Genomic DNA, 12638 nt, shown 5'->3' on the forward strand with positions numbered 1-12638 from the left:
ATGCTGGATGCCTCTGGTCTAGTCCGTTTTGAGCAGTTCATTGATCTTTGCGATCAGCTGTTCTTCATCCAAAGGTTTTCTGAAAACCGCTTTGGCCCCCAGTTTCTTCGCGCTGGTCAGATAATCGGTACTGGATAAACGACCGCCACCAGAGATACAGATTACGGGTAGCTGGGGGTGCTGGCGTCTGAGCTCTATCAGCAGTTCGATGCCTTCTTTTTCGGGCATAATAATATCGCTGATCACCAGATCGGGAAGGTCGTTACTCAATGTGGCAGCGACCACAGGATCAGCACCATGCGTAGCCTGTGTAACCTTAAGGCCAGCTATTTCCAGCGCCATATTCAGAGCAAAGCGCACCAGTTCATCATCATCAATCAATAAAATATGCTTCATTGGGTGTCGTCCTCAAAAAGTCTTTATTGGGTGCAGGCTTGTGGGTTGTCTGCCAGAGGGAAGAGGATAATAAAGCGACTGCCTTTACCGGATACGCTCTCCACGGTAATACTGCCACCCGCCTGCTGAATCAATCCGTGGACAACGGATAAACCCAGTCCTGTGCCCAGTCCAACCGCTTTGCTGGTATAAAAGGGTTCAAAGATACGTTGCTGTAGGGTTTCATCCATGCCACAGCCCTGATCCTGAATGCTCAATTGAACCCCGTCGTGTAACCGTTTTAAATCAACATCAATCGGCCCGCCTTTCCCTTCATAACTGTCTTCTGCATTGGTGATCAGCGCCAGTAGAATATCAGCGCTTTGACTGGGGCTCAGATTGATAGGGCAAGTTTGTTCTGTGATTGTAAAGTTTAGCTGATCTCCATAGGAGATAGAGGAGCGGTAGAGAAGTTGGTGCTCCTGAAGTTCCTGTTGCAGGTCGCTGACCGTGTTCTCGCGCTTGTCTTGATGACTGAAGCGCAGTAGCTGCCCCAAGACTTCCTGTGCGTGTACTGAGGCTTGCAGGATTTTGTCCAGTACGGCTTGCAAAGGACTGCCTTCCGGGAGCTGCTTTTTACTTAACCGGCTCAAGGTCTGTATTGGTTGCAGGTAGTTGTTGGTCGAATGGGCGATGCCCCCTGCCAGAGTACCCAACGATTGCATCTTTTGCGCATTGGCCAGCTCTATCTCAAGCTTGACACGGTACTCGATCTCTTCTTTTAGAATACGGTTATAGCGCCAGGTGCTGTAGGCAAAGGTAAGAGAGCTGATGACTAAAGCAGAAAATAGCCCAACTACAATTTCATCTAAATCCCAGTCTTCATGGTCACGGGAAAAGTCATAAAACAGGTCAAAGGCATCAATACTGACTAAGGCCGTGGTGAAGATGACAAAACAGATCAGACCTGTAACTACTTGTCTACGATTGCTGAGGCGAACTTTCTCTTCCATCAACTGGCGTCTACGGGCTCTGGGCATATCAGGTGTCCACCGAATAAGTCAAGACTATGAAAAAAGGGTGGCATAAAGCCACCCTTTTCACAGTATAGCGCTCAATCCCGAAGGTTTGAGAGCAATAGCTTGTTAAGGCTGATGAGATGGCATAACAGCTTTAAACAAAGGAGCCAAAACCCACCGCTTTACGCAGCTGATCCATCAGAGGTGCCGCTTCCGCACGGGCACGGTCTGCACCTTTGCGCAGCACTTCTTCTACGTAGCCCATATCGTTCATCAACTCTTCGTAACGGGCGCGAGGCTCTTTCAGGTGATCATTCACCAGTTCGAACAGGTCATTCTTCATCTCGCCCCAGCCGATACCGTCTTCGTAGCGTTTACGCATCTCGGCGGTTTGCTCTGGCGTGGCGAAGGCTTGCCAGATCTGGAACAGCGTACAGCCTTCGGTTTCTTTTGGCTCGCCGGGTTCCAGCGAGTTGGTTTTGATCTTACGGATCAGCTTCAGCAACTTCTTCTCGGTTTCAAACAGAGGAATGGTGTTGTTGTAGCTCTTGCTCATCTTACGGCCGTCCAGGCCGCCCAGAACCGCCACTTCATCATCCACGCGGGCCTCAGGCAGTGTAAAGTACTGGCCTTTGTAGATGTGGTTGAAGCGCTGAGCCACATCACGGGCCATTTCGATATGCTGAATCTGGTCACGACCCACAGGAATATCGGTGGCGTTAAACATCAGAATATCGGCGGCCATCAGTACCGGATAACTGAACAAGCCCATGGTCACGCCCTTGTCCGGGTCGCTGCTGCCTTCCTCTTCGTTTTCCTGAGCCACAGCTTTATAAGCATGAGCACGGTTCATCAGACCCTTAGAACAGACACAGGTCAATAGCCAGGTCAGCTCAGTGATCTCAGGGATATCAGACTGACGGTAGAACACAGAGTTGTCGGTATCCAGGCCCAAAGCCAGCCAGGTTGCGGCGATGGCGCGACGGGACTCGTCAACACGCTTAGGATCGTGACACTTGATCAGAGCATGCAGGTCCGCCAGGAAGTAGAAAGATTCATTGGCAGGATCGCGGCTGGCCTCAATAGCGGGACGAATTGCACCCACATAGTTGCCCAGATGAGGAATACCTGTGGTGGTGATACCGGTTAAAACTCGACGTTTTTCCATCATGATACGTTTATCTTCAATCAGTTCTGTTTGATACGAACCCTTAACTTGCACAAGTCAGCATCGATCTGAGATGACCGTGCTCAAATGAATAAAAACCTACGGGGTCCGTGTAAGCCAGGCTATTGTAGCCTGTTTTGGTGTGAGTCTGACAGGGCTCAGACGAGGAACCCTGTCAGTTGTGGGCAGAAAAGCGTATTACGATGATTGAAATACTGCTTGAATACGCCGATCCGGCCATCCGTCTGATCGTTTATGATCGATTAGACTGTTTTGAGCAATGGCTTACAGTGTTGTTGTCACCGCTGAAGCAGCGCGTTTCGCTTTTTCGACCGCTTGCTCAATACTGTTATCCAGTGCCAGCGCAACACCCATACGGCGCTCGCCTTTCACTTCCGGTTTACCAAACAGGCGCAGCTGAGTATCGCTTTCCTGCAGAGCCGTGGTCAGGTTACCAAATACAGGCTGGGTGGATTCGCCTTCAACCAGAATCACGGCTGACGCAGCAGGCCCATGTTGACGAATGGCTGGTACTGGCAGACCCAGAATCGCGCGGGCATGGAGGGCAAATTCCGACAGATCCTGGGAGATCAGGGTGACCATGCCGGTGTCGTGTGGACGTGGAGACACCTCGCTGAAGTAAACATTATCACCTTTAACAAACAGCTCTACGCCAAACAGGCCACGGCCACCCAATGCATCGGTAATCGCTTTGCCGATACGCTGGGACTCGGCCAGTGCCACTTCAGACATCGCCTGAGGCTGCCAGGATTCGCGGTAGTCGCCTTTTTCCTGACGATGGCCAATAGGTGCACAGAAGCTGGTGCCACCTTCGTGACGTACCGTCAGCAGGGTGATTTCGTAATCAAAGTCGACAAAACCCTCAACAATCACTTTGCCTGCACCGGCACGACCGCCTTCCTGGGCGTAATCCCAGGCGTAATCCACATCTGCGGCTGTTCTGACCAGGCTCTGGCCTTTACCTGAACTGGACATAATGGGTTTAACCACACACGGCATACCCACGGTTTCAATGGCGGACAGATACTCTTCTTTCGTGGCTGCAAACTGGTAAGGAGAGGTGCTTAAGCCCAGCTCTTCGGCCGCCAGGCGGCGGATACCTTCCCGGTTCATGGTCAGCTGAGTGGCACGGGCGGTAGGCACGATATTAAAGCCTTCCTGTTCCAGCTCGGCCAGAGTATCGGTGGCAATTGCTTCAATTTCAGGCACGATCAGGTGAGGTTGTTCCTGTTCGATCACCTGACGCAGAGCCTGACCATCCAGCATAGAGAGGGTGTGGCTACGATGGGCCACCTGCATAGCCGGGGCATTCTCATAACGATCCACTGCAATCACTTCACAACCCAGGCGCTGCAGTTCGATCACGACTTCTTTACCCAGTTCACCACAGCCGCACATGAGTACGCGGGTGGCGGTTGCACTCAAAGGAGTACCTATGCTTGTCATAACAAATGTTCCTCAAGAGGTTTTGCCGACATAGAAATTTATGCCGGTTTAATAAAAGCTTGATCCAATTCGGCCCGGCGCTGACAGCTGTTTAATACCTGCTGTTTCTGCTCATGGGTATATGTATTCCATAAGCGGATCTCATTGCCATCCCGGTAACAGCCGATGCAAAAACCCTCATCGTTGAGGGCGCAAACGCTGATACAAGGTGAGGCAACGGTAGCTGCACGAGGGTTAAATGTCTGTTGCGATGCCGTATGTTTAAGACTCACAAATACTCCTGGCGGGATACGCGATCCCGAATGCTCTACTCTGCGTTATTATGTCTGAAAGGTTTAGTCAGTTCCGAGCTTTTAACTGGGTATTAAACCGAACTGCATTATCCACATAATGTTGTGCATTGGCTTCCAGCATTGCGTATTGATCTTTGTTGATCGGTCGCTTAATTGTCGCTGGAGCTCCTACGACCAGAGAGCCATCAGGAATTTCCATGCCTTCTTTTACTACGGCTCCGGCACCAATAATGCAATACTTGCCAATTTTGGCGCCGTTCAGAATTACTGCGTTCATTCCGATCAGGCTGTAATCGCCGATCTCACAACCGTGTAAAATCACCTTATGGCCGATGGTGACACCCTTACCTATGGTCAGGGGAACATCATCATCCACATGAAGAACAGAGCCATCCTGCACATTGCTCTGCTCACCTATGGTGATCAAATCGTTATCACCCCGCACAGTAACGTTGAACCAGATGCTGGCCTGATGGCCGATCTTTACCGAGCCAATGACATCGGCACTGGGGGCGATAAAGTAATCATCGGAATCAAACGTTACCCTGCGATCCGCTAAGTCATAAATCACGGTCTGCTCCTTGAGGTTGTCATACACGCGCTTACTTTTATCATGGTGCGCGTTTGCTTATTATTATAAAAATTGAGTGTATCCGTCTGCTGATCTCGTCTGTCTGGCTCAGCCATGCCATGCCAGAAGCAAGATCTTTACCGGGCACGCGGTGAAAATCCAGCCTTTTAAGCCGGAATACGACTATTTTGTCAGATGATTATTCCATCTTGCACGGTACTTTTGACTATCTAAGGGCGAATATCCCAGTCAATGGTGATATTTAGCTATGCAAAAAATATCAGCTTTCCCGGCTGACCCGACGATGCTTGCTGGGCTCCAGATGACGCAGAGGGCTGCCTTCGGGAGGCTTTTGGTGTAATGAGATCGGGGCGTCAAAACCAGTTTTCAGCAGATCGACCAGCATCATGGCAGACAATCCCCAAATGATATATTCCTCAAAATGATAGCAGGGCACATAGATCGCTTCCCGGCCTATGGGGATGACATCCGTATGGTGGCGGTCATCGGCCAGAAAAAAAGACAGGGGAACACGGAAGATGGCATCCGGTTCATCTTCATTGGCGGTCAGCTCGATATCTTCCGGTACGATGCCTACCCAGGGGGTGACCCGCACACCCATATGGGAGATCACTTGATTCAACCGACCGATAATTTCCACCTGCTCTGGGGCCATTGCCACCTCTTCATGGCTTTCTCTAAGTGCCGTATGCTTTAGATTACGGTCTGTTTTGTCCTGCATACCACCGGGAAACGCCACTTGACCGGAGTGACTGGAGAGATGAGAAGCCCGGCGGGTCAGAATAATCTCAGGGTCGTCAGGGTTGTCGGTTAAGGCGATAAGCACCGCCGCATCGGGATGGGCACCCTTTATGGTCTGTCCCTGAAAACGGGACAGCTTATGTTTGAGTTGTTCTAATTTCACAGGTCTATCCGTTGTATCGCAAGTAAAGTACAGAGCGGGTATATCAAATCAGCTCTGCTTTCATCTTAATGGAGAAAGCGCGAACAGGGAAAAGTTTGACGCTGGTCAAGGCCGGTAATCTACCGTATTCTGTCCATAATTTGTGTAAAAGCGCTAAGCCTGTCTTGGCCGTAATAAAGGATCAACGCATGAATTTTTGCAGCGAATGTGGCCAATCTGTACGGGTTGGTATTCCTGATGACGATAACCGCCCGCGCCATATCTGCGATAATTGTGGCACTATCCATTATCAAAACCCCAAAATTGTTGCTGGAACCGTACCTGTATACGGCGATAAGGTTTTACTGTGTAAACGAGCCATTGAGCCTCGTGTCGGCTATTGGACACTGCCAGCCGGTTTTATGGAAAACGAAGAAAGCACTGATGCAGCCGCTGCCAGGGAAACCTGGGAAGAAGCGAATGCTAAAGTGGATATCAAGCATCTGTATGTGTTGATCGATACGATTGCGATCAGTCAGGTGTATATGATGTTTCTGGCGGATATGCCTGAACCTGAGTATGGTGCCGGGCCGGAAAGTCTGGAGGTTGAACTGTTCTCGGAAGATGAGATTCCGTGGGATGAGCTGGCTTTCCCAACGATTGAAAAAACCCTACGTCTCTATTTTGAGGATCGGAAGAAGGGAGAGTACCCGCTCCACCAATGTCAGGTGACAAAAGAGGACCGGGATCGCTTTTTTGCTCAGGCATCGGCCGTGAATCACGCTTAATTATCAGCAATCCTTAATAATCCATAGCTGATTAATGGCAGATAACAGTGCTGGTTCAGGGATGGTCGTGTCCCTGTCCCTACATTGTTAACGCTTGCCACAGGAATGCCTGCTATAGGAATGCCGTGCCGGGATATTCCGTGTTCTTTGGCTGTGGGCGTTATAACTCTGCCAAAGGAAAGACATCATAGGCCGGTTCTTCATAGGGGTGGGCTTGCTTCATCGCCGCAACGGCATCCCGAATGAGTGCATCTGAACACACTAATTCAACCCGGTACTCTTCCACCGTTTCCACCTGTCCCTGCTGACCGATAAAGGGATTGCTGCCCGCCAGAGCTCTAAATTGCCCCAGCCCTTTCACTTGCCGGCAGCAATGATCGTAATCACCAATTTTTCCGGCACCTGTGGCAAATACGGCACTTTTGACGCTTTCCAGATGGGATTCAGGGACAAAAAAAGCCAGTTTGTACATAAATATTACCTTAAGGAGTTCTGATGGCGCTCAACGGCTTAAAACAATGCTTAGCTGGCGCTGGCTTTGGAAGAAACGAGGTTCTCCGGTGACCGGGTCGGTAAATTCCAGGGTATAAGCTAACAGCTGTAACGGCTGGCTGTAATCTTCATGATCCGCCTCTGGTTGAACAACGGGGTACCAGGGGTCATTCTCCAGAGCCATGCCCAGTGAAGACATATGCACCCGCAGTTGATGCTGTTTGCCGGTATGAGGTTTTAGCAGATATAACCCGCGTTCGCCCTGCTGATGAATCAGGTTAACTTCGGTTTCACTGTTGGGCTCTCCCTCCGCTTCCTGCATGGTGAAAAAGGTTTCACCTCGGACAATATTGGATTTGTGGATATAGGGATAGCTGAGATCTTCCCGCGCAGGGGCTACCGCCAGATAATTTTTACGTACATTACGCTGCTGGAACATGGTCTGATAAGCGCCACGGTGCTGCGGCTGCTTACATAGCAGCACCAGACCGGCAGTCTCCCGATCCAGGCGGTGAGAAGGGGCCAGTTCCGGCAGGTTAAGCTTTTTGCGTAACCGAATCAGCAGGGTCTCTTTTAGATGACGTCCAGCAGGAATGGTTGATAGCCAGTGAGGTTTATCGGCGATAACGATCAAATCATCCTGATAGATGATCGTTTCTTCAAACGGTACCGGCTTTTCATCAGGCACTTCCCGGTAGTACCACACCCTTTGGTTCGATTGATAAGGGCTGGCGACTTGATATGCCTGACCCTGATCATCTACCAGCTCACCCTTTTCCAGACGACTTTCCAGCACCTCGGCAGGCATATGGGGAAAACGTTCAATCAGAAAGCTCAGTAGATCAGGCCATTCACCCGGTGGTAAGTTCAGGTAGCTGGGGGCTACGCCATCACGAATCGGAAGCGGTGCCGCAGGTGAATTTTTTCCAGAGCGATTTCGGGCCATAGTGAGTATCAGGTGCAATCAAAGTGAGTGTGTGAGGATATCGGTTGAGGCATGGATTGTAGGCGAGAGGGCGGGAGACTGGAAAGCAAAAAGTCAGATCTCAAACTCTATGGGGATGAAAAAAAGCCGGGCTTTCTGGGCCCGGCTAACTCATGGCTTTGTAAAACATATGCTTCCAACCAACAACAAACTAACAACAACGGAGAACTTCATAACGGTGATTTGTAGCTAACCCACTTATGAACAGTAAGCTTCTCTGTGCTCTAAAATTTTTCAGTATCTATAAAGTGGTTAGGGTTGTCGTTCAACATCAACTGGTAAATACCGGCATCATACCCATCCCCCAGAGCAGTACGCTGCCCGTAATCATGCCTACCAGGACAACGAGGCCAACTGTTAGGATGGATGTACCAAACAGAAACGCCTGTTCTTCCGGTGGCTCCATAATAGTTTCAACACCGTTATAGAGTAGATAGATGGTGTAGCAGAGCGCGACTAACCCCACCATCACCACAAACCATAGCATGGGCCAGAGCCCCGCAAACCCCGCCATAAAGAGTGGTGTTGAAGTAAAGGTTGTGAGTACCATACAGCGGTCAAAGCTGGCATCGGCACCATAGGTCTTTTCCATCCAATGCACGGCATGAGCCATGATATAGACACCAATCAGCAGGGCAAAATAGAAGATGATGGCAATAGGCAATGCACTGGCGACGGTAAGTCGGATATAGTCGCCACCGGCAATGCTCCAGCCCATTTGGGTCGTGCCGATAAAAACACTTAAGGGGGGGATGGCGGCAAGCCAGAAAAGGTCATTCTTGTAGCAGTCCAGCCAGGTGTATTTTTCCTGTTTGATAAACTGCCATTCAGCTTTAGGGTGATAGATCACGCCAAACATATGTTGCAGCATGACAACCTCCTTACCCGTTAGGGTTTTTACAGGTCGTTTGCAGTAAATTGAATGTGCTGTCTTATTATTGTGTTGTCTCAAATGGGCAGATAGTGATCCACCAGTAACACCACGAACAGCCACATGATGTAACGGATCGAGAACCAGAAGGTTCTGATTGCTGCCTGTTTATCCTGACCTCGATACAGAATGATGACATGCTGCAAAAAGCGACCGTTCAAAATCATGACGCCTATCATATAGAGTAGACCACTCATGCCGGTTGCGTAGGGTAATGTTGTGGTTAATATCATCAAAACGGTGTAAAGCAAGATTTGCAGCCTGGTAAAGGCTTCTCCGTGAGTGACGGGTAGCATGGGGACACCTGCACGGGCATATTCCTCTCTTCTATGCAGTGCCAGAGCCCAGAAGTGTGGCGGCGTCCAGGCGAAAATAATCAGTACTAACAACAGGCTATGACTGTCGATCTGCCCTGTCATGGCTGTCCAGCCCAGCAGTGGAGGCGCAGCACCGGCCAGGCCGCCAATAGTGATATTTTGCGGTGTTGCCCGTTTTAACAGTGCGGTATAGATCACGGCATAACCGATCAATGATGCCAGAGTCAGCCAGGCAGTCAGACTGTTTACGGTAATAAACAGTAAACTGATGCCTAACGTGCCAATTAAGAGTGCAAAAGTCAGTACCTGTTTAGGGCTCAGCTTTCCCTGCGGCAATGGACGATAGCGGGTGCGGGCCATCTGACTATCGATCTTTTCATCCAGCAGATGATTGATAGCGGCAGCAGAGCCTGCGGCCAGTCCTATTCCCAAAAGAGCAAAAATCACTTTATCCACAGGCAGAGCGCCGGGCAGTGCCAGACACATACCAACAAAAGCTGTGAGTAACATCACCGCCACGACCTTAGGTTTACACAGTTGATAATAACTGCGCCAAGGCAGGTGGCGAACAGATGGTGTAGGTAAATGATGAAAATTAGGCATGACGAATCGCCTCCCCAAAAGGCAGTGGTGGGTGCAGGGCATATAGATACCAAAGCAGATTACACAAAACGAGCAGCATCAAGGCGGCACCGAGGTTGTGCATCACTGCGAGAGACAGTGGGAAATAAAGCAGAACGTTAGCAATACCCAAAGAAACCTGTAATACCAGTGCGGTAAATAACCAGAAAGCTCTTAATTGCAGAGATATATTCAATGGGCGACGCATAATATACAGCGCCATCCCGCCGACAATAATCAGAGTTGCAATGGCACCCAGGCGGTGGGTGGTGTGAATAGCCACTCGGGCTGGGCCATCTAACTGCCCTCCGAGATAGTCTGGCCCCACTCTCTGGTTAAAATTGAATCCCTGCTCCATCGACATCTCGGGTGCCCATTGGCCCTGGCACTGCGGAAAATCGGGGCAGGCAACAGCCGCATAGTTAGCACTGGTCCAGCCTCCGAGTGCGATTTGTAGCGTAAGTATGCATAGGGCCAGTATCGCCCAATGTCTGAGCTTCCACAGCAGGAGCCATTCCTGTTGATTGGGTTCATGAAGCAGGTTGTCAAAGCGCATCTCGCTCCAGCCCTGAATATCGTTCAGGCGCTGATCCAATCGTTTGAGACGCAATGAAAGGATGTAAAGAAGGCTTAAAGTAGCCATGCCCCCTAACAGATGCAGTGCGACCACCTGAGGCCAGAGCTTCAGTGTGACCGTCCACATACCAAACATGCCCTGCAAAATAACCAGGCCCAGCAGGATATAGCTCTGTTTTTGCGGATAATCGTTGATATGACGATTACGGAAGGCTTGTACCGCCAGGAACATAATCAGTAGCCCCAGAGTTGTTGCGGCATAGCGGTGAATCATCTCCGGCCAACCTTTATTGGCTTCCACTATGTGATCAGGAAAAAGCTCCGCAGCACGGGCTAACTGTTCTGAGGTGGTCGGCACTATGACATGCCCATAGCACCCCGGCCAGTCCGGGCAGCCAAGCCCAGCATCAACCAGGCGGGTCCAGGCCCCTAGACCTATAACCAAAACGGCCAGTAAGATTCCTAACTGGCTGGCCCTGACGGCCGATGTGAGAGACGTTCTTCTAAGCATCATCTCCTCCTTGTGTCTTGAGGACTGCCACTACACAACAGCAGATTACTGTTTGCAGGACTACCCGGCTGAAGACGCTTTAAGCAAGCGACGGAGATCTTTTAACAGTTCCCGACCGGAGTGACTGGCTGCATAACCTGTGACCAGATTACCCATCGGATCCACAATTAATACCTGATAGTCTTTGCCTAACCAGGGACGGGCCTGCCAGTCTGGATTAGACATGGTTAACCCATGCCACTGGCGAACACTTCTATCGCCCATACCTTCCAGTGTTTCAGGCAGCGATGAGTCATGCCGCTCTGAATTAAGAAATACCCGGCGGACTCTATCTCCCTCTTTGCCTAACGCTTTATGAATTTGTTGCAGCTGTTGCTGCCAATGCCGACACTCTCCCTGACATTCTTGATGATTCACCAGGACCAGTAACCAGTGCTGTTTTAACGCATCTGGAAAGCGGTTCTGAGCTTGCCAGGGCCAACGGTAAAAAGGCTCTTTGTCCTGCAAAAAATCTCCGTTATTGACGCTGTTAGTCGGTAGCCAGACCTCAAAACGGACCATTAACGAGGCCAGTATAAAGGGGATCAGCAATAGGATAAGCAGCAGAGATAGGCGACGGCGGTTCCGTCGAATCTGTTGTTCCGACAAAATATGCATAACAGACTCCCAACCTCGTCCTATGAGGCGTTTCTTATTGTTCTTTACAGAGTTCATGCTGCAAAAACAGGTATTTTGCAGTAACAGATCAAGCGCAGTGCTCTTTTCAGGACGCTTACTTTTTAAGCTAGCAGAGATTTTTGGAGTTGCGCTGTTTTATCCCTGATTGATTGGGCAAGGCTAAAACTTGCTATAACGTGTTTATGATTTGGCAGAAAGCAGGGTTTGTTTAAGTCTGGCTAGCCAATAAGGACCAGCCCAGAATAGCAGGAGTACACCAAACAACGAGAACCATTGCAGGGCATAACCCTGATGCTTTTCGGGCGTTAAACGAGGGGATGCGGGTTGAGCCTGCTGTACACCTGACTGCTGGTTGTCGACTAAGCGAAACTCATAGGGTAGTAATGCACGTTGGCTGAGTGTATCCAGTTGAGACCAGTCCAGTTGTTGTAAGCGTATAGGCCATTGTTGTGTTTCAGGAGGATAGCTTTGAGTTATTTCTGGAATATTAAGCTGAACCTGCAGGGTGACTGTTTCATTGGGGGTTTCAAATTGGGGACGTTCACTGCGTAAACGTGGCGCTGCTATCCAGCCTCGATTGACTAATAGCCAGACAGGCTCTGTGTGGTCGACCTCAAACAGCGTCAGCAGCTGATAGCCCGCTTTGCCCTGATAGGTGCGATTATCCAGAATAAAGCTTTTATCCGCATGATAGCGACCGGAAAACTGGATATGTTGATATTTAAACCCATTGCCAGAGCTTTCTTGTACCTCCTTAGCAGCATCCAGGTATTGCTGGTAGAAGGTCGCAAATGGCAGAGGGTTTTGCTCTCCTGCTGAGATCTGATCCAACATTAAACGTTTTTCTTCTGCTCTATCCAGTTGCCATAAACCCAGGTTAAAACACAGCATAAGAATCAACAGCACCAGTGAGTGATAGCAGAACTGGCGCTTGCTCATTGA

At 49.9% G+C, this 12638-nt stretch carries 15 protein-coding genes; 1 reads left to right on the plus strand and 14 read right to left on the minus strand.

Annotated features, from left to right (window positions below):
- Positions 1 to 18 precede the first annotated feature (18 nt).
- The 7 genes from H579_RS0104475 to H579_RS0104505 all read right to left on the minus strand — a co-directional run bounded on the left by H579_RS0104475 (position 19) and on the right by H579_RS0104505 (position 5818).
- A complete protein-coding gene (locus H579_RS0104475) occupies positions 19 to 396 on the minus strand; it encodes a response regulator (RefSeq protein ID WP_028299688.1) in 378 nt (125 codons plus the stop codon).
- 23 nt (positions 397 to 419) lie between these two features.
- Entirely contained in the window at positions 420 to 1415 is a 996-nt protein-coding gene (locus tag H579_RS0104480) for a sensor histidine kinase (RefSeq protein ID WP_028299689.1), read from the minus strand.
- A gap of 133 nt (positions 1416 to 1548) precedes the next feature.
- Positions 1549 to 2562, minus strand: a complete 1014-nt coding sequence (locus H579_RS0104485; protein ID WP_028299690.1) for a tryptophan--tRNA ligase — start codon at positions 2560 to 2562, stop codon at positions 1549 to 1551.
- A gap of 285 nt (positions 2563 to 2847) precedes the next feature.
- The gene (gene purT / locus H579_RS0104490; RefSeq protein WP_028299691.1) at positions 2848 to 4029 is read right to left on the minus strand and encodes a formate-dependent phosphoribosylglycinamide formyltransferase; all 1182 of its coding nucleotides are present in this window, start codon (positions 4027 to 4029) and stop codon (positions 2848 to 2850) included.
- A gap of 38 nt (positions 4030 to 4067) precedes the next feature.
- The gene (locus H579_RS24200; RefSeq protein WP_036565321.1) at positions 4068 to 4301 is read right to left on the minus strand and encodes a DUF1289 domain-containing protein; all 234 of its coding nucleotides are present in this window, start codon (positions 4299 to 4301) and stop codon (positions 4068 to 4070) included.
- A 67-nt stretch (positions 4302 to 4368) separates the two neighbouring features.
- Entirely contained in the window at positions 4369 to 4893 is a 525-nt protein-coding gene (locus H579_RS0104500) for a gamma carbonic anhydrase family protein (protein WP_028299692.1), read from the minus strand.
- A 280-nt stretch (positions 4894 to 5173) separates the two neighbouring features.
- Positions 5174 to 5818: a CoA pyrophosphatase gene (locus H579_RS0104505; protein ID WP_028299693.1), complete on the minus strand. Its 645-nt coding sequence runs from the start codon at positions 5816 to 5818 to the stop codon at positions 5174 to 5176.
- A gap of 188 nt (positions 5819 to 6006) precedes the next feature.
- Here H579_RS0104505 and H579_RS0104510 point away from each other — a divergent pair, with 188 nt between their 5' ends.
- The gene (locus tag H579_RS0104510; RefSeq protein WP_028299694.1) at positions 6007 to 6585 is read left to right on the plus strand and encodes an NUDIX hydrolase; all 579 of its coding nucleotides are present in this window, start codon (positions 6007 to 6009) and stop codon (positions 6583 to 6585) included.
- Positions 6586 to 6745: 160 nt separating this feature from the next.
- Here the strand turns inward: H579_RS0104510 and H579_RS0104515 are convergent, their stop codons facing one another.
- The 7 genes from H579_RS0104515 to H579_RS0104550 form a co-directional block, all read right to left on the minus strand.
- Positions 6746 to 7057 carry a YqfO family protein gene (locus H579_RS0104515; RefSeq protein ID WP_028299695.1) on the minus strand — a complete coding sequence of 104 codons (312 nt, stop codon included), beginning with the start codon at positions 7055 to 7057 and terminating at the stop codon, positions 6746 to 6748.
- 30 nt (positions 7058 to 7087) lie between these two features.
- On the minus strand, positions 7088 to 8023 hold the full coding sequence (locus H579_RS0104520) for a pseudouridine synthase (RefSeq protein ID WP_051227301.1): 936 nt from the start codon (positions 8021 to 8023) through the stop codon (positions 7088 to 7090).
- Between the two features lie 310 nt (positions 8024 to 8333).
- Positions 8334 to 8933: a Yip1 family protein gene (locus H579_RS0104530; RefSeq protein WP_028299697.1), complete on the minus strand. Its 600-nt coding sequence runs from the start codon at positions 8931 to 8933 to the stop codon at positions 8334 to 8336.
- Between the two features lie 77 nt (positions 8934 to 9010).
- Positions 9011 to 9913, minus strand: a complete 903-nt coding sequence (gene cyoE / locus H579_RS0104535) for a heme o synthase (protein WP_028299698.1) — start codon at positions 9911 to 9913, stop codon at positions 9011 to 9013.
- A complete protein-coding gene (locus H579_RS24205; protein ID WP_211224664.1) occupies positions 9906 to 11018 on the minus strand; it encodes a COX15/CtaA family protein in 1113 nt (370 codons plus the stop codon). The genes cyoE and H579_RS24205 overlap by 8 nt, the downstream gene beginning before the upstream one ends.
- Positions 11019 to 11078: 60 nt before the next feature.
- Positions 11079 to 11675 (minus strand): hypothetical protein, encoded by a 597-nt coding sequence (locus H579_RS0104545; protein WP_028299699.1) that lies wholly within the window; start codon positions 11673 to 11675, stop codon positions 11079 to 11081.
- 201 nt (positions 11676 to 11876) lie between these two features.
- A complete protein-coding gene (locus H579_RS0104550) occupies positions 11877 to 12635 on the minus strand; it encodes an SURF1 family protein (RefSeq protein ID WP_028299700.1) in 759 nt (252 codons plus the stop codon).
- Positions 12636 to 12638: the final 3 nt, after the last annotated feature.

The sequence above is a fragment of the Oceanospirillum beijerinckii DSM 7166 genome, assembly GCF_000422425.1.
Taxonomy (GTDB): Bacteria; Pseudomonadota; Gammaproteobacteria; order Pseudomonadales; family Halomonadaceae; genus Oceanospirillum; species Oceanospirillum beijerinckii.